General features: G+C 52.1%; 9 protein-coding genes. 4 read left to right on the top strand and 5 right to left on the bottom strand.

The features are described from left to right. Window positions 1-6: 6 nt before the first annotated feature. A complete protein-coding gene (locus EL628_RS03295; protein ID WP_161975241.1) occupies window positions 7-648 on the bottom strand; it encodes a VIT1/CCC1 transporter family protein in 642 nt (213 codons plus the stop codon). Between the two features lie 19 nt (window positions 649-667). Further along, complete coding sequence (locus tag EL628_RS03300; RefSeq protein WP_126578372.1) at window positions 668-1,096, bottom strand: Fur family transcriptional regulator; 429 nt, start codon at window positions 1,094-1,096, stop codon at window positions 668-670. Between the two features lie 338 nt (window positions 1,097-1,434). Between EL628_RS03300 and EL628_RS29690 the strand changes: the two genes are divergently transcribed. From EL628_RS29690 to EL628_RS30215, 4 genes are all read left to right on the top strand, one after another. Further along, entirely contained in the window at window positions 1,435-3,663 is a 2,229-nt protein-coding gene (locus EL628_RS29690) for a DUF11 domain-containing protein (protein WP_161975242.1), read from the top strand. Between the two features lie 211 nt (window positions 3,664-3,874). After that, entirely contained in the window at window positions 3,875-4,498 is a 624-nt protein-coding gene (locus tag EL628_RS03325; RefSeq protein WP_126578373.1) for a class F sortase, read from the top strand. 86 nt (window positions 4,499-4,584) lie between these two features. Beyond that, on the top strand, window positions 4,585-6,585 hold the full coding sequence (locus EL628_RS03330; protein WP_126578374.1) for a DUF11 domain-containing protein: 2,001 nt from the start codon (window positions 4,585-4,587) through the stop codon (window positions 6,583-6,585). A gap of 475 nt (window positions 6,586-7,060) precedes the next feature. Next, complete coding sequence (locus EL628_RS30215) at window positions 7,061-18,121, top strand: SdrD B-like domain-containing protein (protein ID WP_126578375.1); 11,061 nt, start codon at window positions 7,061-7,063, stop codon at window positions 18,119-18,121. A gap of 269 nt (window positions 18,122-18,390) precedes the next feature. Here EL628_RS30215 and EL628_RS03340 read toward each other — a convergent pair whose 3' ends face one another. The 3 genes from EL628_RS03340 to EL628_RS03350 form a co-directional block, all read right to left on the bottom strand. Further along, the gene (locus tag EL628_RS03340; protein WP_126578376.1) at window positions 18,391-19,515 is read right to left on the bottom strand and encodes an FtsK/SpoIIIE domain-containing protein; all 1,125 of its coding nucleotides are present in this window, start codon (window positions 19,513-19,515) and stop codon (window positions 18,391-18,393) included. Between the two features lie 20 nt (window positions 19,516-19,535). Continuing rightward, window positions 19,536-21,908 (bottom strand): FtsK/SpoIIIE domain-containing protein, encoded by a 2,373-nt coding sequence (locus EL628_RS03345; RefSeq protein WP_126578377.1) that lies wholly within the window; start codon window positions 21,906-21,908, stop codon window positions 19,536-19,538. Window positions 21,909-22,037: 129 nt separating this feature from the next. Continuing rightward, window positions 22,038-23,000 (bottom strand): pentapeptide repeat-containing protein, encoded by a 963-nt coding sequence (locus EL628_RS03350; protein ID WP_161975243.1) that lies wholly within the window; start codon window positions 22,998-23,000, stop codon window positions 22,038-22,040. Between the last annotated feature and the right edge of the window lie 10 nt (window positions 23,001-23,010).

The following is a 23,010-nucleotide window of genomic DNA, read 5'->3' on the forward strand; positions in this document are numbered from 1 at the left end:
GAATGTCTAAGCATTGCCGAAAATATATGCAGCCAGGAAGACTAGAATGCCACTACCCACTACCTGTAATACTGAGATACTCCATCTGGTTCCAAAGTAGCGGTGGCGGATGCCAGCGATAAGCACAAGCTCAACTGCAACCACGAGATAAGCGATCCACAGAGCAAGTTGGATATTGGGAATGAGGAAAGGGAGGGTATGAAGAGCTCCACCGATAAACGTCATAATGCCTGTAATGGCTCCGCGAACGGCTGGATTTCCTCGTCCCGTCAACGCTCCATCATCCGATAAACCCTCTGAAAAGGCCATACTGATGCCTGCACCAGTAGCGGATGCCATGCCTACCAGGAATGTTGCAAAGTTGCTATGGCTGACAAATGCGGTTGCAAAGATGGGCGCTAATGTCGAGACTGAGCCGTCCATCAGACCAGCCAGCCCAGGCTGTACTACACGGAGGAGAAAATTGTGTGAGGTATCGTCATTCTGGCGAATGGCTTTGAAGATCTCTCGGATCTCTTCGCGTACCGAATTTGAAGGCACAATGGTATTTTCTTGTGTATCATGTAACTCAGTAGGACTGGTCGCTTTATCTTCAATAGCTGGACTCTGTTCAACGGCAAAGGTTTTCTTGTCAAACTCATACGACATAGACCCATACTCCTCTTCATTAATCTACTTGAGCGAAATGCTCCTGGTTCTGTGAGCAATTCTGTCGCTGACACGTGGCACAGAGCCCATAAAGCCTCAACTCATGAGAGTGTAATGTCAGGCCAGCCGCCGCCGAAGCCTGTTGTAATGCTTCTAGTGGAAGACTGATCTCAACAGGTATATCTAATAGAGCACCACACTGCGTGCAGATGGCATGATCATGACGCTCGAGATGGGCATCATAGCGGCATCCCTCATCATTACGCCCGAGCTCTTTGATAAGACCCTGTTCCGCAAGGGTGTGCAAGATACGATAGACGCTGGCCAATCCAATATGAGGCCGGATCTGTTTCACACTGGTATAGACATCGAGCGCAGTGGGATGAGCCTCCGTGGCCCTCACCACTTCTAGCACCGCCTGGGCGTTCCGATTGAGATGCTCGCCCATAATTCAGTCCTCCTCTATGTATATGTCTATCTTAGGTCGACCTAATAATGATAATCATTCTCATTTTTAGATCTGAGTAGTTATACCACTGATCTGGAGGGCTGTCAAGGTGCCTGGAGGAGGTGTTAATGATGATAGAGAAACTAAACATATCAATAAAAAGAGCTTAAAGCCATGCAAGCGTTGTTTTGGTGGTAGTGTGTATACTCGATTTGAACTAGCATGATACGGATGTACGTCTCTTATGTAGATAAAAACACATAATCTCTTTGTTGCCCTATACATGCAGTTCGTGACTTTCTCCAATAATTACTATAACGGAAGAAGGGTGTTGAGTGATGCATCTACCAAACAGTGCTAGAAAGTTTTTAGCACAACCCGGCTCGCTAATTCGAGCCTTATTGCTCAGTGTAATGCTATTGGGCTGCCAGTTTACGGTGCTGGCCGTCATGCTTCCTGAGATGACTGCCCAGGCTGCCTCTCAGACAAATGGCGCTCACCCTGCGGCAAAGGTGAGCACTAAAACCACCGTCAAACTACCTGGGGCCAAAATTCATACAGGTGCTAAGGCCTCTCCGAGCCATGCTTCGGCGAGCAAGCCTTCCTCCTCAACGCTGAAGGGCGTTAAAAAGGCTTCGCCAGCAGGCCGAGCGGCTGTCGCGCCAACTACCCCTGATCTGACCATTAGCCTTTCTCCCAGTGCTTCTAGCTACCATGTGGGCGATACCGTGAGCTATGCGCTCAGTGTAACCAATCTGGGGGCTGCAATTACAACTGGAACCCCGATTGCTATCTCTGATACTATTCCTCTTGGCTTAACGAATATCACCTATGGTGGGAGCGGTTGGAACGTACTGCTTACCGCTACTACGAGCCCTGCACAGTTGTCTGCTCTCTATACTGGAGCATATCCTCTTCCCAGTGGTGCAGCATTGCCATTGATTACTATTCAAGGTGTGGCTACCAGCCGAAGCTTGAATCTATTAACCAACACCGCAACTGTGCTGGTCAATGGAGATGCTAATCTGCAAAATAATGCTGCCAATGTTGATGTGAGTGTAAATTCTACGGCTGTTCCTTTGGATGCAACTGTGACGGCGACGGATACGAGTACTCCGATCGCAACGGCAACAGCAACGGATACGAGCACTCCGATCACAACAGGGACTGTGACTGCTGGAGCTACAAGCACTCCGATCACAACAGGGACTGTGACTGCTGGAGCTACAAGCACGCCTACAGTCTCTAATGTTCCTGTAAGCCTGAACAGCACCAGTACTCCTGCACCATCGAAACCGGTCTTGACTGTCACCGATACAAATACGGGAGGTGATACCTATAGTATTGGCCAGACGGTCACCTATATTATTACAGCCACCAACTCAGCCGCAGGTACTGCTGAGTCACAAACTATTACTGTGACGGATATTATCCCGGTTGGTCTTGCTCAAATTGTTGCTAGTGGCGATAATTGGAGCTTTGGTGTGAGTTCGACAACCAGCCCGGCGGTCATCTCTGCAACTTACACGGGAACCTATCCGGTACCAGTTGGTCAGGTGTTAAGCCCAATTACTCTGACCGGTGTGCTGACTTCGTCTGCTGAGGCAACCTTTACGAACACTGCGGTTGTTACCTCATCTGATGATCCTAGCTCGGCAAGTGGAAACACGGCAGTAGATACGATCTACATCTCACCGTTAGCACCACCACCATATGGAACGCCAACAGCAACGCCATATGGAACGCCGCAGTCAACGCCATATGGAACACCGCAGTCAACGCCATATGGAACACCGCAGTCAACGCCATATGGAACGCCGCAGTCAACGCCATATGGAACACCGCAGTCAACACCATATGGAACACCGCAGTCAACGCCATATGGAACACCGCAGTCAACGCCATATGGAACACCGCAGTCAACGCCATATGGAACACCGCAGTCAACGCCATATGAGACGCCAACGCCAACAGCTCCATACCTGACGATTGCAAAAACCAATCTTGATGGACAGGACTTCAAAGCTGGCGATCAGGTGACCTACGTGTTTGTCGTAAGCAATCTGCCGTATTCTGGACCAGTTGTCTCACCGAATCCGATTACTGTAACGGATATTATTCCAACCGGCGAAACCAATATTGAGGCACAGTCGCCTGATCATAATTGGGCTTTCACCGTTAGTAACAAGACCAGTCCAGCGGTGGTAACAGCTCTGTATACGGGCTATTACCCGATTCAACCTGGTGAGACACTGCCTCCGTTTACGATCACAGCTACTGTGACCAATGAAGGTGTACCAAGTGTTACCGATACGGCAACGGTTGATACCCCGGGCAATCTCAATCCAGATCCTTCGACGACTGATACGGTGTTTGTTCAGGCTGTTGAGCCACATAACAACAACCAGAATAACAACCATCAGAACAACCAGAACAACAACCATCAGAACAACCAGAATAACAACAACAACAATAATAACAACAACAACAACAACAGTAACAACAGTCATAGCCCCAGCCTGCCATATACTGGTAGCCCCAGTGATATAGACATCGAGGGGATATAGCTGCTGTACAGTCAAGACGGATATTTTCGTAAGAAAGTATCCGTCACACTGCTCAGTGAGAGCGAGCAATCGTGCAGTTTTCTCTCGCTGAGCTTTCTTTAGCCAGTTGGTAGCTTTATCAAGTCAAGTCATGTCATCAAAGCACGTGTGTATAGCCACTGTATGGAGAGCAGAGACAAACATGTTTTGAGAAGGGAGGAGCGTTAACCGTATGCAGAACAGACAACGTATGTGGTTTTTCTGTGCCCTCTGTTTTTTGCTCGTCAGTCTTTCTTTTGGCGTCTGGGGTCTGAGCCAGTTTTTATTTGTGCAGCACTCTCCTGACAATCGAACAAGGGAATATAGCACTAGCAGTACTCAAGTGGTAAGCAGTTCTGTGCTTGATATGTCTAATGCACATCTTATTATTCCTTCGATTCAACTAGATGCTCCTGTTGAACAGGTCGGCTTGACCGCTACCGGGGCGATGGATGTGCCAACGAAGGATCAATGGGGAGGGGTGGGATGGTATAACAAGGGATCTTTACCCGGAACCGTGGGAAGCGCGGTAATTGATGGACACCTGGATAAGCCAGGAGGCCTACCTGCTGTATTTTGGAATCTACGTAATCTACATCTTGGCGATCTTGTGACTGTGCAGGATAAAGAAGGCCATACAAAGCGTTTTCGTGTGACGAAAATGGCTAATTATGCTCCTGATCAGGCTCCATTGGATGAGATTTTTAGTAATAAAGACGGCTCCTTTCTCAATCTCATTACCTGTGCTGGCCGCTGGGTTCCTTCCCAACATCAGACGACTTTACGGCTGGTTGTCTATACAACGCTTGTTGAATGATTTTTTTGGTTAATTTGTAAGATAAAATCAGGCGTCTGATTGCGCGCATTTAGTATGGTTTCCTAGTTTGTAAAGGGTCTTATGTGATGCATCAACCGATTATTTTTGCCCGTTCTCGTGTGTGGTTACAAGTCTGGCTCTTCTGCATCTTGTTATGTAGTGGACAGGGCCTTCTGGTAAGCAATCTTGTGGTAGCTGCTGGTCAACCTGCACAGGCTAAGCAGCATAGGGCTATGAAGCATAGTACAATCCATAATACAATCAGGGTGCTCAAGCATGGTGATGTTGCTCCAACGCCAGGGCCAGATATCTCAGTCGTCTCTTCCGCTAGCAGTAGTGCATTCTCTGTTGGTCAACCAGTGACCTTTACGATCACTATTAGTAACAACGGTACCTCTGTAGAGAGTAATCCTATTAACTTAACGGTGACGCTCCCACAGGGATTAACGGGGATAAGTGCCTCTGCCAGTAGTAATTGGAGTACAGTTCAGGTAGCTGGCACAACGAGCCCTGCTACAATTACGGCCAGTTATTTTGCTTCTCTGGATGCCGGTGCTAGCGACTCATCCTTTACAATTCAGGCGACTCCAGATGGAACTGTCGTTGGGCCGTATGCTCTTAGCGCTCGAGTAGCAAGTGTTGATGATAGTAATTTTACAAATAACAGTACCTCAAATAATTTCGTAATCTCTTTGTCAGGGTCATCTCCCACGGCGATCCCGACAGAGGCGGTAAGCCCAACGGTGATCCCAACAGAGACGGCGAGCCCAACGGCAGTAGTGAGCCCCACTGCGATCCCAACAGAGGCGGCGAGCCCGACGGCGATCCCAACAGAGACGGCGAGCCCCACTGCAGTCCCAACAGAGGTGGCGAGCCCGACGGCAGTCCCAACAGAAGCGGTAATCCCGACCGTAGCCCCGACGGAGACCGTTAATCCAACGCCAACTGCGCTATTGAATCCACCCACAGGGCCGATATTGACGCCAGTCTTGACCTCAAATGAGACTCCTGTTCCAACTCATACCTCTGCCCCTATTGAGCCCACTGCTACTCAGACACCAGAACCTCCAACTGTGTATAGCGCTGATCTGCAAGTGACCAGGAGCGATCTGGGAGGCGGTACTTATATCGTTGGTCAGCAAGTCGACTATCAATTTAAAGTCTGGAATACATCTGGTGCCGGGCCATTGACCATACCTGGCTCTCTAACCCTTGTAGATGTGCTACCAGTCGGGTTAAGCAATCTTGTAGCATCTGGAACCGACTGGTCAATTTCTATGACCTCAACTACAAGTCCTGCGACGCTGGTTGCTATCTACCATGGTGTTTATCCCATAGAAGGTGGAACCATTTTACCGCTGATTGATCTGACGGGGACAGTTACTGCTGCTGCTGCTGGGTCGATTACAGATACAGCTGGAGTAAATGCTCCCCAAAATAAAAGTCAGCATAATGAGAATGTCGCAACTCATACGATTGAAGTTGTGCCTGTTCTCATCTCTACACCAACGCCAACGCCAACAATTATCCCGACGCCAACACCAACGTTTGAGCCTTTTCCAGATTTTTCGATTGTAAAGACCCATCTTAAGGGAGAGAACTTTACCGTTGGCGATACTGTCACCTATCAATTAGAGGTGAGCAGTGAGCTTACAGGCGGAACTGAATATGTTCCCAATTCGATCATCGTAACCGATGTACTTCCTGTAGGCTTTAAAGACCTCTCTGCAGCAGGCTCCGGTTGGGATATTCATTTGACCAGTTCAATTGGGCCCGCAGTGCTGACCGCTACCTATATTGGCTCATATCCTATTCCATCTGGAGAAGCGCTTCCCACCATTCAGGTAAGCGGAACATTAACGAATGATGCGAGTTCGCGTCTGACCAATACTGCTCTGGTTGAGTCAACTGGGGATGGTGATCCCAGCAATAATGTTGCCATTGATACAATCTTTGTGCAACACCCCCAACAGAACAATCAGAATAATAATCATCAGAACCAGAACAACCAGAACAATCAGAACAACAATAATAATAACAACAATCACCATTCGCCGTCGCTTCCAAATACGGGAAGCCCCTGGTAGAGTGGTCAAAAGGGTGAAATAAGGCAGAGTGGGTCACGACGGCCATCATGAATGATGGGCTCTACAGGATTATGCAATAAATAGCTTTTGAGATGCAATTTATTGTATGAGAGGAGGGCCCATCATTCATGATGTTCTTGAAATGTCCCTATCATTCAAGATGTTCATAAAAATCCCCCCCCCATCATTCTCTATCACCTCCGAAGGGAAGAGGGCCGAAAACATGCCCTGGTAATGAAGCATACGCGTCGTGATGGCTGAGAGCTTGCACGTTGATACACACAAAGAGCTTTTACGGTATTAATAAAAGATAGAAATTATAGATTATTTCTTACTTGTATACTTGATTTGAACTACCCAATCTGGGCCTGATATATATATTCCTGTGTAGAGGCAAATATCTCGTCTTCACAGATTAAGCAGCTTTTGTTGGGAAGTCTACCATTGTTGCAATATGGAAGAAGGGTTGTAAGTGATGCACCAACGTATGACTGTGAGGCGTCCTCTGTTGGACCGCCTGCCAGCTCTACGGCAATTCTGGCGTGCATTATTGTGTATGTTGATCTTTGCTGGTCAACTTACCAGTGTGTTTACCGTATTTAGCACGCCGGCACATGCCAGATCTCTACAGACGACGTATACCGTAAGTGGCGTCGTCTTCGATGATTTTAACGAGAATGGGACGCAGGACGCTCGCGAGCCCGGGTTGAACGGTGTTGTAGTTCGAGCATTTAGTAGCACCAATGTGCTTGTTGCAAGTACTACCACTGCGACTCAAGGATCTCAATTGGGTGGATATGTCCTGTCAATTCCAGAAACTGTTGGAGCAGTACGTATCCAGATTAGTAATTTTGGTGCGACCTCAACAGTAGCTCAACTTGTTGGTTATCAGCCCTCAGCACATGGAAGTTCGGCTGGAACTACTGTTGCTTTTGCTGATAGCTCGACGACGGGTGCCATCAATTTTGCATTAGCCCGTCCAGGTAATTATTGTCAGGCCAATCCATTTCTGGCCACAAGCTGTTATGTTTTGAGCTATAATGCTCCGAGCGATGCAGGGATTCTGGTCCGTTTTAACCATGATGCGTCGGGCGACGATCCAGCCCTTCATAGTGCTATCGCGACAGCGAATCAAATTGGCTCTACCTGGGGTCTGGCTTATCGGCGAGCTTCAGATAGTCTGTTTGCTGCATCTTTCCTCAAGCGACATGCAGCGTTGCAGGGTGACCCTGGAGCCATCTATCTATTAAACAACGTCTCCAATGCAGATCCATCGACCGTTAGCGTCAATTCCACACCGTTTGTGACGCTAAATGCAGGAGCAGATCCGCGTGGATCTTCCCCAGATTATTATGAGGACCCCAATTCTTACGACCAGATTGGTAAGGTTGGGATTGGTGGTCTGGCAATGGCAGAGGATGATTCAAAGCTCTATGCCGTCAACCTGTTTGATAAACGGCTTTATAGCATTGGTCTGGGTGAGCCCAGCCAGCCAGCTCCCAACAACCCCCCCGTTCTGAGTGGAATCGTCTCCTATGGTATCCCCCAGCCGGACCCTTCGGTCTGTGCTCCTGACGATTTCCGACCGTTTGCGGTGACCGCATACGATAATCTGATCTATGTTGGTGCCGTCTGTTCGGCTGAATCAACCGTTCCAGCCGATAATAGCACCCTTGGTGATACCAGTAAATTAAATGCCTTTGTGTATGCGTTTAATCCAGCATTCTCCAGTTTTAATCCCGCGCCAGTCTTTACACTGCCGCTGGATTATACACGACATTGCGCGAATAATGCATACGAAACCGATTGTAATGTGACTGGCGATCTTAACAGCCATCATCCAGCAGCCTGGAATCCCTGGCACCCTGGCTTAACTGGTTATCAACTAGGAAGCCAGTATCCTACCTATCCTCAACCGATGTTGAGTAGCCTCGCGTTTGACAATGGCGATATGATTCTAGGCTTGCGTGATCGCTATGGTGATCAGTTGGGCTTTAATAGTCCATACCCTGGCCTGGACTATACTCTCAATGGTATTACTGCTGGTGATACCTTGCGCGCCTGTCAGACCACGCCCGGCGATCTTGCAGACGGTTGGACCATCGAGAATAATGGCACATGTGGTGGCGTTACTGGTCAGGCTAATAATGGGAAAGGCCCTGGTGGAGGTGAGTTCTACTTCAATCAGAACTTTGATCCCTATCATGACTACGTCACAATCGGTGGTGTCCTCCAGATCCCCGGTTTTTCGGATGTCGATATGACAACCTATGATCCAACCGATAATATCTTTAGTGGTGGTATTCGTGAGTTCGATAATACAACTGGCAATACCTCCAGCGGCTACCAGATCTATGCAAATAATTACTATACCTTTGGTAAATCCAGTGGTCTTGGATCACTTGTAGCTTTCTGCCAATCCGCACCATTTGAGATTGGTAATCGCGTCTGGATTGATGCCAACGGCAATGGAATTCAAGATCCTGGTGAAGCAAATATCAGTGGGGCAACCGTCCATCTTTATAGTACGGACAATACCCTGCTTGGAACCACGACTACCAGCCCGACTGGTGAATACTACTTTAATAGTAGTAATGTAAGTGGCGGTCTCAACCCTTACACCGGCTATATCATCAAACTGGATAATCCAGCCGATTATACTGCGGGCGGTCCACTGGCTGGCTACTCTTTGACGATTGCTAATGCTGATATCGTTAATCATGTTGCCGATTCAAAGGCATTGTTGCCCAATGTCGCTCTGCCAATTGGTAATGATAATTATCCTCAGATGATTGTGAATCCACACACCCCGGGTGAGAATGATCATACCTTCGATGTGGGTTTTACTGCTCCTCCCGACCTACAAATTACTCAGACCCCTTCTGCTCCCAGCTATCAAGTAGGTGATCAAGCCTCATATACGGTGCAGGTGCAGAACGTCTCAGCGAGTGGATCTGTGATTGCCCCGGGCCCGATCCAGGTGGTCTATCAGATCCCCCCTGGATTGAGCGATGCGCAGGCCAGCGCTCCTTCTGGTTGGACGTTTGTGCCTTCGGGTCCGACAGATAGTCCTACGTTAATCACTGCTACCTATACGGGATCTTATCCAGTTGGGCCGCAGGATCAGTTACCACTCATTACGATTACGGGAACTGTCAATGGGAGTGCCCCGTCTTCGCTTACGACGACGGCAAGTGTAAGTGCCCTCGGTGATAGTAATGCGGGGAACAATACATCTCAGGTGACGGTGACGATTACACCGGCTCCAACTCCCAGTCCAACGAATACTCCTACCCCAACACCTGCACCATTAGATCTCAGTGTCGGTGTAACAAACACGGGGGGCTCGAATTTTACGATCGGAGGATCGATCACTTATAGCATACAGGTACAGAATGTCTCGTCTGGAACAGAGACGAACCCTGGAGCTATTCATGTTCTCTTTACCATACCGCCAGGGTTGAGTTCAATCACTACGACTGGAAGTAATTGGACTCTTACGCCTATTACTGTGTTTGGTTCCAGTCCAGCTCAGGTTGAAGCTACCTATAATGGAACCGGTCCTGTGGGGCCCGGGGCCAGTCTGCCTCCGATTCTTGTAACGGGCACGTTCAATAATCAAGCACTATCGCCTTTTGTCGTTAGCGCGAATCTGACGGATATCAACGATACGAATGGTAGCAATAACAACCAGAATGATATCGTTTTTGTCTCTGCTGCTCCGACGCCAACGCCAAGCCCAACGGCAACGCCAAGCCCGACGCCAACGCTAAGCCCAACGGCTACTCCAACTCCGAGCCCTACTCCAACAGCAGGGCCAGATCTGTCCATTAGCCTGACCAACAGTGGAGGAAATACGTTCAATGTTGGTGATCAGATTACCTATACCATTAGCTCAAGCAATGCCGCGAATGCTGGTCCTATCGATCCAGGCAATCCCATTTCAATTACAGTGGTGTTGCCACCAGGACTCGATAATATCCAATTAACAGGATCAGGTTGGAGCTTTGCTCCCAGTTCTTCACCTGGTTCCAGTCCCAGTGTGCTTATTGCTACTTATACTGGTGGTCAGACCATTAATCCTGGCGCCAGTCTGCCACCTATTACTATTACCGGTACCGCAACGATCCTGGGTGCTCCTCTCCTTAACGCAAGTGCCAGTGTCTTTGTCGCTGGCGATACAAATGCGACTAATGATGAGTCCTTTGATCCACTCACCATTAACCTATTGCCAACGCCGACGCCAAGCCCGACGGCCACGGCGACCGAGACACCAACGGCGACCGAGACACCAACGGCCACGCCGACACCAACGCCAGAGCCATTGGATCTTGCAGTGACGTTAAGCCATGATGGAGGATTGACGCTACCCGAAGGGAGCCAGGTCACCTATCATGTAACGGTGCAGAATGTCTCGTCTGGAACGGAGAGCACGCCGGGTCAGATCAGCGTGGTCTTTACGATGCCTCCAGGCTTGAGCTCAATCCAGCCTTCCGGGACCAATTGGAGCTTTAGCCCCAGTTCGCTGAGTGGTCCCACACCGGGTCAGATCGTGGCGACCTATACGGGGACCTCGCCTGTAGGACCAGGAAACCTTTTGAGCTTCACGGTGGTTGGCACCCTCAATGGGGACGCCTTCCCGGCAGTCACAACCACGGCGACGGTCTTTGATCCCAATGATGTGAATGTGCTGAACGACAGCTCGAGCGATCCCATCCTGGTCCTGTTGCTCCCAACACCAACGCCAAGCCCGACGGCGACCGCAACTGAGACGCCGACGGCGACGCCAACAGCAACACCAGAGCCACTGGATCTCGCAGTGACGTTAAGCCATGATGGAGGATTGACGCTACCCGAAGGGAGCCAGGTCACCTATCATGTAACGGTGCAGAACGTCTCGTCTGGAACGGAGAGCACGCCGGGCCAGATCAGCGTGGTCTTTACGATGCCTCCAGGCTTGAGCTCAATCCAACCCTCTGGGAACAATTGGAGCTTTAGCCCCAGTTCGCTGAGTGGTCCCACACCGGGTCAGATCGTGGCGACCTACACAGGAACCTCGCCGGTAGGACCAGGAGACACCTTGAACTTTACCGTGGTCGGCACCCTCAATGGGGACGCCTTCCCGGCAGTCACAACCACGGCGACGGTCTTTGATCCCAATGATGTGAATGTGCTGAACGACAGCTCGAGCGATCCCGTCCTGGTCCTGTTGCTCCCCACGCCAACGCCAAGTCCAACCGCGACGGCGACAGCAACAGCCACACCAAGCCCGACGGCGACGGCCACGGAGACGCCCAGTCCGACAGCGACACCAAGCCCGACGGCCACACCAACAGCGACCGCAACTGAGACGCCGACGGCGACGCCAACAGCAACGCCAGAGCCATTGGATCTCGCGGTGACCTTAAGCCATGATGGAGGATTGACGCTACCCGAGGGGAGCCAGGTCACCTATCATGTGTCAGTGCAGAACGTCTCGTCTGGAACGGAGAGTGCTCCAGGTCAGATCAGCGTGGTCTTTACGATGCCTCCAGGCTTGAGCTCAATCCAGCCTTCTGGAAACAATTGGAGCTTCAGCCCCAGTTCGCTGAGTGGCCCCACACCGGGTCAGATTGTGGCGACCTACACGGGCACCTCGCCGGTAGGACCGGGAGACCTGTTGAGCTTCACAGTGGTTGGCACCCTCAATGGGGACGCCTTCCCGGCAATCACGACAACAGCAACGGTCTTTGATCCCAGTGACGTGAATGTGTTGAACGACAGCTCAAGCGATCCCGTCCTGGTCCTGTTGCTCCCCACGCCAACGCCGACCGCGACGGAGACACCAAGCCCGACAGCAACGCCAAGTCCGACGGCGACGGCAACGGAGACGCCAAGTCCGACGGCGACGGCGACCGAGACGCCCAGCCCAACGGCGACCCCAAGTCCAACGCCCACACCAGGAGCTGATCTGACGATCCAGATTAGCAATAGCGGCAGTAACACGGTCAATGTTGGTGATCCGGTCACCTATACGGTTGCGGCCAGCAACGTCGGAGCCGGTCCGGTGATTGCAGGTCAACCAATCACGGAAACGATTGTGCTGCCCCTGGGTCTGACGAGCATCGGTCTGGCAGGTTCAGGCTGGAGCTTTACCCCCAACGTGATCAGTGGTTCAAGTCCAGTCGTGATTGTGGCCACCTACACGGGAGGGCAGACGATCAATCCAGGCGATAGCTTACCTCCAATTACGATTACTGCCACCACCACAGCAGATGGAGTGCCAGTGATCAACGCCAATGCCACGATTGCCACGAAGGGAGATACCAATCCTGAGAATAACCAGTCGTTTGATCCCATTTTCGTAAACGTGCTCCCAACACCAACGCCAACGGCAACGGAGACGCCAAGCCCGACCGCGACGGCGACCGAGACGCCAAGCCCAACAGCGACGGCGACCGCAACGCCGACGGCGACGGCAACAGCAACGCCCGAGCCATTGGATCTCGCGGTGACCTTAAGTCATGATGGAGGATTGACGCTACCCGAGGGGAGCCAGGTCACCTATCATGTGATGGTGCAGAACGTCTCATCTGGAACGGAGAGTGCTCCGGGTCAGATCAGCGTGGTCTTTACGATGCCTCCAGGCTTGAGCTCAATCCAGCCTTCTGGAAACAATTGGATCTTCAGCCCCAGTTCGCTGAGTGGCCCCACGCCGGGTCAGATTGTGGCGACCTACACGGGGACCTCACCGGTAGGACCGGGAGGCCTGTTGAGCTTCACGGTGGTTGGTACTCTTAATGGGGACGCCTTCCCGGCAATCACGACCACGGCAACGGTCTTTGATCCCAATGATGTGAATGTGCTGAACGACAGCTCAAGCGATCCCGTTTTGGTCCTGTTGCTCCCCACGCCAACGCCAAGTCCAACCGCGACGGCGACACCAACGGAGACCCCAAGCCCGACGGCGACGGCCACGGAGACGCCAAGTCCGACAGCGACGGCGACCGAGACGCCCAGCCCGACGGCGACGCCAAGTCCAACGGCCACACCAGGGGCTGATCTTACGATTCAGATTAGCAATAGTGGTGGGAACACCGTCAACGTCGGTGATCCGGTCACCTATACGGTGACATCTAGCAATGTCGGAGCCGGTCCGGTGATTGCAGGTCAACCAATCACGGAAACGATTGTGCTGCCCCTGGGTCTGACGAGCATCGGTCTGGCAGGTTCAGGCTGGAGCTTTAGCCCCAATGTGATCAGTGGTTCAAGTCCAGTCGTGATTGTGGCCACCTACACGGGAGGGCAGACGATCAATCCAGGCGACAGCTTACCACCTATTACAATTACGGCGACCACCACAGTAGATGGAGTGCCCGTGATCAACGCCAATGCCACGATTGCCACGAAGGGAGATACCAATCCTGAAAATAACCAGTCGTTTGATCCGATTCTGGTAAACGCGCTTCCAACGCCCACGCCAACGGCAACGGAGACTCCAAGCCCGACCGCGACGCCAACCGAGACCCCAAGTCCAACGGCGACCGCGACCGAGACGCCAAGCCCAACGGCAACAGCAACGCCAGTGCCATTGGATCTTGCGGTGACGTTAAGCCATGATGGAGGAGCAAGCTTCAACCAGGGTGATGCTATCACCTATCATATCGGTGTACAGAACGTGTCGTCTGGAACGGAGAGTGCTCCGGGTCAGATCAGCGTGGTCTTTACGCTGCCTCCAGGACTGAGCTCAATCCAACCTTCTGGGAACAATTGGAGCTTCAGCCCCAGTTCGCTGAGTGGCCCCACACCGGGTCAGATAGTGGCGACCTACACGGGAACCTCACCAGTAACGCCAGGACAGATCCTGCCACCGATCACCGTTACTGGCACACTGAACGCTGATGCAGCGCCTGGTGTCACAGTAACTGCCACCGTCATTGACATCTCTGACACCAACATTCTGAACGATAGTCAGAATGACACCGTCTTTGTCAGCTTGCCGCCAACGCCAAGCCCAACAGCGACGGAGACACCAGCTCCGACGGCCACACCAAGTCCGACGGAGACGCCAAGCCCAACGGCCACTCCGACGGAGACACCAGGTCCGACACCAACGACCGTACCTGATCTCACAGTCAGCATTACCCACACAGGTGGAAATACCTTTAATGTAGGTGATGTCGTCAGCTATACGATCACTTCTAGCAACGTGGGAACTGGTGCAGTTAGACAAGGAGAACCTATCACAATTACAGCAGTCTTGCCTCCTGGTCTGGCCAATATCATCGTTGGGGGTCCAGGCTGGACATTGAACCCCAATGTGATCAGCGGCCCAAGTCCAGCAGTGATTGTTGCAACCTACAATGGAGGTCTGACTATTAATCCGGGTGACAATCTGCCGCCCATTACAATTCTTGCCACAACCACCGTGAATGGGGTTCCGTTGATCAATAGTAACGCGACTATTGTTACTGCAAGGGATAACAATCCGAACAATAACACGTCGTTTGACCCAATCACATTGAACCCACTGCCAACGCCAACTCCGACGGCAACACCAAGTCCAACGGCAACGCCAAGCCCGACAGCGACACCAAGTCCGACGGCAACACCAAGTCCAACGGCAACGCCCGAGCCACTGGATCTGGCGGTGACGTTAAGCCATGATGGAGGAGCAAGCCTCAACCAGGGCGATACGATCACCTATCATATCGGTGTACAGAACGTCTCATCTGGAACGGAGAGCAATCCGGGACAGATCAGCGTGGTCTTTACAATGCCTCCAGGTCTGAGCTCGATCCAGCCCTCCGGGACCGATTGGAGCTTTAGCCCCAGTTCGTTGAGTGGTCCAACGCCGGGTCAGATCGTGGCGACCTACACTGGCACTTCACCAGTAACGCCAGGACAGACCTTGCCATCGATCACCGTTACTGGCACACTGAACGCTGATGCAGCGCCTGGTGTCACAGTAACTGCCACCGTCATTGACATCTCTGACACCAACATTCTGAACGATAGTCAGAATGACACCGTCTTTGTCAGCTTGCCGCCAACCCCGAGCCCAACGGCGACGGAGACGCCAAGCCCGACGGCAACACCAGAGCCATTGGATCTTGCGGTGACCTTAAGCCATGACGGAGGATTGAACTTTACCCAGGGTGATACGATCACCTATCATATCGGTGTACAGAACGTCTCATCTGGAACGGAGAGCAATCCGGGTCAGATCAGCGTGGTCTTTACGCTGCCTCCAGGTCTGAGCTCGATCCAGCCTTCCGGGACCGATTGGAGCTTTAGCCCCAGTTCGCTGAGTGGTCCAACGCCGGGTCAGATAGTGGCGACCTATACTGGCATCTCACCAGTAACGCCAGGACAGATCCTGCCATCGATCACCGTTACTGGCACACTGAACGCTGACGCAGTTCCAGAGGTAACAAGTACAGCTACGATCTTTGATGCCAGAGACACTAACATTCTGAATAATAGCCAGAATGATACCGTCTTTGTTAGCTTGCCGCCAACGCCAACTCCGACGGCGACACCGAGCCCGACGGCGACGGCCACGCCAACTCCAACGGCGACACCGAGCCCAACGGCGACACCGAGCCCAACGGCGACACCGAGCCCGACGGCGACACCGAGCCCGACGGCGACGGCCACGCCAACTCCAACGGCGACACCGAGCCCAACGGCGACACCGAGCCCAACGGCGACACCAAGTCCGACGGCGACACCGAGCCCAACGGCGACGGCCACACCAAGTCCGACGGCCCCACCGAGCCCAACGGCGACACCAAGCCCGACGGCCACGCCAAGCCCGACGCCAACGCCGAGCCCGACGCCAACAGCAACCCCAGAGCCATTGGATCTTGCGGTGACGTTAAGCCATGATGGAGGATTGACGCTGCCCCAGGGGAGCCAAGTCACCTATCATGTGACGGTGCAGAACGTCTCGTCTGGAACGGAGAGTACGCCGGGCCAGATCAGTGTGGTCTTTACAATGCCTCCAGGCCTGAGCTCGATCCAGCCTTCCGGGACCGATTGGAGCTTTAGCCCCAGTTCGTTGAGTGGCCCCACACCGGGCCAGATTGTGGCGACCTATACTGGCACCTCGCCTGTAGGACCGGGAGACCTGTTGAGCTTCACAGTGGTGGGCACCCTCAATGAGGACGCCTTCCCAGTAGTCACGACAACGGCGACGGTCTCTGATCCCAATGATGTGAATGTGCTGAACAACAGCTCCAGCGATCCCATCCTGGTCCTGTTGCTCCCAACGCCAACAGCAACACCGAGCCCAACGGCAACGGCGACACCGAGCCCGACAGCAACGGCCACACCAAGCCCAACGGCAACGGCCACACCAAGCCCAACGGCGACACCGAGCCCAACGGCGACACCGAGCCCAAGCCCGACAGCAACGCCGAGCCCAACGGCCACACCAAGCCCAACGGCGACACCGAGCCCAACGGCGACACCGAGCCCAAGCCCGACAGCGACTCCAAGTCCAACGGCGACGCCAACCCCCATCTTGCCTGATGTTACTATTAAGCTGAGCCATCAGGGGTCAGACACCTATCAGGTGGATCAGAATGTGACATACAACGTGGCGGTAACGGAGTTGCTTGGAACAGAGTTTAAGCCAGGGAGCATCAAAGCTACTGTGATCTTCCCCATCGGTCTCACCAATCTAGTTCCAGTCCAGAGCCCATATTGGAGATTTGAGACCAACGGGACGGTCAGTCCAACCTTCATTACAGCGACGTATGTGGGAGCTTACCCTGTCTTAGCGGGTCAGACCTTACCCATCTTTAATGTCACAGGCACTCTTACAGCTCAAGGGTATCCCTCGGTAACCTGTGCAGCCAATGTAAGTGCGCTTGACGATTCGAATGCTCTCAATAACGTGTCCATTGATACTGTCTATGTGGTTGTTCCGCCAAAACCAACGCCGACGCCAATTCCGACGGCAAAGCCGAGCCCACAAGCGACGCCGAGCCCGACGTTCACATCAATCTTCCCTCCAGACGTTTGGATTAGACTGACGAACGATCATGGTAATACCTTCCATGATCACGACTCAGTTCATTATCAATTGCTGGTTGGGGCTTCAAGTTATGCTGGTCCAGTTGTAATCCCCAATTCAATCCAGGTCACGTATGTGATACCGTTAGGCTTACAGCATATTGTGGCTCAAGGTCAGCATTGGAATATACAGCTCACAAGCAGCGATGGACCGGCTGAACTCACCGCGACGTATGTTGGTTCATATCCAGTTGAACCAGGTCAGGTCTTGCCGCCATTGCTGGTAAGTGGAGATCTGACGCACGATGCTATCCCCAATCTGACAACCGTTGCTGCGGTTGGCACCCCTGGTGATAGCGATCCAACCAACAATGCCGCGATTGATACTGTCTTTGTAGAGAAGTCAAATAACTGTGATCAACAACAGGACCATCAACATTGTCAAAATCAGTCCGACAATCAAAGTGGTTCTGATGATCAACAGAGAAGCGCCTTTTTACCGCAGGAATTTGTGGGTGACGATTGGTATCGTTAGCTCACCAGACACTCTAACCTGATTAGTTAAGAAAGGGCCATTGCATCTTCACTCTTGAAGAGCAATGGCCCTTTCTCTGCTGTAACACCTTTATGTGCGAGACAAGCGATCCTCTGCACCTGTTTTATCGCCTTGAAAATGGAGATGTGATCTTTTGTGCATTAAATACTATTAAGTAGAGCTCTCTTTCTCTTCTCCTGACTGTGCTGATTGACCGAAATTTCTCTGCTGTACAAACTCTTAAAAGTTTTGTAAATTTGGCAAAACTTTTAAGAGTTTGTACAGCATTCTATGGCGTAGCTTAATTGCTGATAGCGCTCACTTTCACTGCTTCCTCGCGTTGGAAGGGCCAGTTGAATCTCGTTGAGAGGGCGGTCACGGGTCAGCAATAGGCCACGACCAGGAATAGGCTCCATACTTCTTTCGATGCCTAGTAGCTTGCTACGTTGTGAAGGATCGAGGTAGAGGTAGATCTTTGTTCCCATCCTGGCGACAAGATCCTGTGGGAGATAGGACATACCGGCCTCGCTGGTCGTCAAGACCAGATAGGCACCTGATGCCTGTGAATCTGTGACGAGCGTTGCCAATTCCTGGAGGGCGCTCAAGGCCTGTGGGCGTTTGAGAAAGCGCTGATAATTGCTAATCACACACAGGAGAAGAGGCATCTTAGTGCCCTGTGACCAGAATTGATCAAGCGTATCCTCAGTCCAATGTTGACGAGGATAAAGAGCTCGACGTTGACTGAGCATTGCTTGATAGCGTTTAATTACCCGCAACAGATCCTCATCGGTCTCTCCATCCGTCCACAGGCTCTCATCTTGTAGATTGCGTAGATGAGGGAGTTCTTTAAACGGGGCCAGATCGTGTCCAGGGTCGATGACCGCGCAGCGGAACTGAGCTGAGCGATAGCGGACAGCAAACCAGAGCAAGAGCGTCTGTAGAGCCGTAGCTTTGCCGCTATGCTGTGAGCCAACGATCAGCAACGGGCCCCCCGTCAAGCCTCCATTGCTGCCGCGCAGATCAATCAAGAGCGTATCGCGCTGCTGTACCTCTGGGCGATCGATCAGGCCCAGGGGAATCTGGAGCGAAGGATGGCGAGGATCTGGATTGCGCCGCGTCAGAATCTCTGCAATACTCATAGGAACCAGGGCCTGACGGCGCGTCGCATCGATGAGTTGATCGGTCGGAAAAAGAATCAGCGGATCTGCGAGTTGATTAAGATAGGGTGTGGGCAGCGGTTCAGGCCAATAATAGATCCCCTCACGCCGCGCCTCCTCGGGCGAATAAGCATTACAGATGCGATGAATCAGAACCTCAGAGATCTTCAGAGGTTTTTGGGGCACGCGTGTCATCAGACCCGGCGTGGAATGGACACGTTGTAAAAGTGTTGACATAGCATAGCTCCAACCTGAGATTAATTCTGAGCAACAATGGGTAGAACTTTCACTTCCGCTTTTTGTAAACGTAGCTGACGAGGAGCCTGGACCAGGGCCGGTACGTTGACGCGGGCTGCCTGGAAAAGATCGAGCTGATTATCGCCATGCAGCAGATACCCTCGCCCTGGAATACTCATCGGCAGACGAGCGGCATCCTCACGCAAGAGCATATCGCGGCTCTCCTCAGGAGAAGAGCAGCGCAGGCAGAGCCGATACTGCACAGCATTACGTACCTGACGACCGATACTCCCCTCGGGCCGCTGCGAAGCTAACAGCAGATGCATCCCCATTTCTCGACCAGTGCGTGTGATGGCAAAGATCTCTTCCAGAAATCCTTCATTGCGACGAACAATCTCCGCATACTCATCAATGACAATGACCAATCGTGGGAGTAGCTTGCCATCTTTCACGCGCTGTTCACGGCGCTGAGCCTCGGCGCGTAGCATCGTCATAAAGCGCTGGATCATAGCTGATGACGAGACATGAGAAAGAAAACTTATTGTGTGAGGCAACTGACTAAAAGGCTCAAGCGTTAATCCTGCATTATAATCGAGCAGCAGAAAATTGACCTCACCGGGCCGGTAGGCAATCGCTAGAGCAGCTAGAATCGTCTGTAGGAGCTCGCTTTTTCCAGAACCCGTCTGACCGGTAAGCAGACCATGAGGGCCATCCTTCATTATATCCAGATACTGAGTCTCATCGCCCAGCTTCAAACCAATAGGGATGCGCAACGATGGCGAACCATCGCTTAAGCGTAGAGAGGGCTCATTCCAATAGGCCTGAGGATCATAACTCATGAGATCCAGACGTGGCTCAAAGAGCATCCGAATATCTACCTGCGTCCGAATCTCAGGTTGGAGCACTGGAGCTGGCCGTAACAGTTGCATGCGCATTGCTAATAGATGAAGCGTCTCCAATGGAACCGTATCTAACTGTTGGCAGAGTGTGGCCTGGGGAGCTAGAGCAGAGAGCTCACGAATGCGAGCACAGCTCGTCAACTGGGAAGGGAGAATGCCCTGTGGCTGGTCCAGATCAACCAGCAAACCAGCCGATGAAGGGATCTCTGAAGCTTGATTACAGATGCTCACCACCGAGACCCCCAATGCATGGCCCTCCTGAAGCGCCAGCGCCAGCTCTGACCGCTGCAAAGGCGAATCCGTGAGACGAGGGCGATTAAGGATATCTGAATGAGAACGTTTTTTCTGTTTTTTAAATGGCATAATCGCTGCATTCAGAAACATTGTTGGTTGATCCAGATCCTCCAGCTCATCAAAATGATCGACGACAACTACCAGCCAGGGGACACCATCCTGTGACCCTGGCTCCTGTCTCCGCATCTTGCGACGGCTCAGCTCACGCGATAGAATCGCCATCTGGGATAGAATCGCCTCACTTCCAATAGCAACCGTATGAGCAACGTCCAGCGTCTCTTCAATGGGCAAGCGTGTTGTAGAGGTTGAGCCAGGTTGAGAGGAGTGGTGAGCCGTATGAGGCAGGAGTGAGCTCCAATCCCAGATAGCTCGTTGTGACTCTGGTGCCAGAACAATGATGCGCACATCCTCCGGCGAATGATGATAGGCCAGATGGGCCAGCATCAGGCAGACCATCTGACGAGCCTGCGAGAGCCGGGCCTGTGTCCCCAACAGAACAGTTGTGTTCTGCCCTGTTAGCTTCACAGTAATAGGCGCTATCAGCCAGGAAGATGCAAGCTGAAGATCCTGCACCTGCACCTGTAGCTCGGCATCGGCTGGCAGGGATGCTGCGGGCTGAACCGCAAATGACGGTGGAAGCTGACCCAGACCGAGCCGTAGCGCAAGAAAATCTGGATCGCTGGCGCGGCGTGTCCAGAGCTGAAGATCCAGATTATCTAGCGAGCGTTGGATAATCGGCGTAATCGAGAGTCCTTCATATCCGGGCAGCGCCACCCCCTCCGGTAGCCAGAGAGGCGGGTCCAGTTCCAACCGTCCCTGTCGCTCTTGCTGCACGTATGCTTGCAACTGTATCTGCATATCTGCCAATTTTTGTTGATAGGCTTCAACCAGCTCGCGCCTGCGTTTATGGGTGGGATGCCACTGAAAGAAGAAGCTAAGCACACTTAATAGGAGCATAAATGCACTGGTTGTCAGGAGGCCTCCCAGAAAAAAATTGGCCTCACTCATACGTGGGAGAAAGATCAAGAAAAAGACCGCATAGATACAGAGGCCAACCATGCCGCAGATCAGAGCGATAAACATTACCGGATGTACCGTATTGGGAAACGCTGGCGGAGCAGGAAGATCAATCGTCGCGCTGGGAATCTCAGGCCAGAGGCGAGCCTTACGCGTAATCACCGTCCGTTGTTGTTCAGACATGAGTACCCCTCCTCAACATATACCTACAACTTCCACAAATGTCCTACAAATTCATAGTAGCAAATAAATTCAGGTAAAGCAAGCAAAAAAGGACATTAGAGGGGTACAAGATCGAGAAAGATCATCCTGTCACAGATAATAAGCGAGCAGGCGCATAGCATCAGCATACAGTTCGTTCCCAAGGGTATTGATATCTTCTGGCGAGAGCACCCCTTCTAAGGAAGCAACAAGTTCATTACCCCAGAGATACCAATGATCCTGGACGAGCTTGACGCGCAACTCTGTGAGCAGAGGCAGCACGACATCAAAGCGATGATCAGGATTATAAATAGGATCTCGAATAATGGCACTCAAAGCATCAAAGCAAGCAATGTTGTAAGCGTAGAACTTTTCCTCTTCAGTACCAAGAATGGCTCCCGCCTTTTCCGCATAAGAACGGAATGAATCATCAATACTCGCCCCTCGCAGAATGGTTCCTTGCAGGCGGGTCTGATCATCGAAGAGGACTCCTCCGAGCGAAGAATCGGTGATATTCGCTCGGCTGAGATCAGCCCCGCGAAAATCGGTTCCCGCACACAGGGTAAAGCGCATATCAGCCTCCACAAAGCTGGCCCCCTGACAGGGAACCTCGCTGAAGTCGGCTTTGGCTAAACGCGCCTGAAAAAAGGTGGCCTCTCTGAGGTCGGCATGCCAGAAGCGGACGCCCTGGAGCATGGCTTTGCGGAAGGAGGCGCGGCGGAAGTCGCTGCCAAAGATGCTATGAATGGTATGCATCTCATCAAAAATGGCGCCCTGGAGATTGCAGACCACAATATTTGCGACATCCTGGAGGTACTCAAAATGAGCACCTGGTAAGGAGAGATGTTTCAAGATAAAGCCATCGCCACGGCTTGTGACTTCGCTGGGCAGATTGAGTCCTCGCAGATCGAGTGCAGGTGCCACTTCTTCACGAAAAGGGAGGGTGGTGGTGATCTTCTGAAGGTCTTCTGGCGAGGCCGGGTGCCTTTCAAAGAGCTGACGAAAGTTTTCAGCGATGTCGATGCCTTCCGGTGTCTTCCAGCGAGCCTGTAATTGTTCGCGTGTGGCTACCATTGGATAATCA

It is taken from the genome of Tengunoibacter tsumagoiensis (genome assembly GCF_003967535.1).
Lineage (GTDB): Bacteria > Chloroflexota > Ktedonobacteria > Ktedonobacterales > Ktedonobacteraceae > Tengunoibacter > Tengunoibacter tsumagoiensis.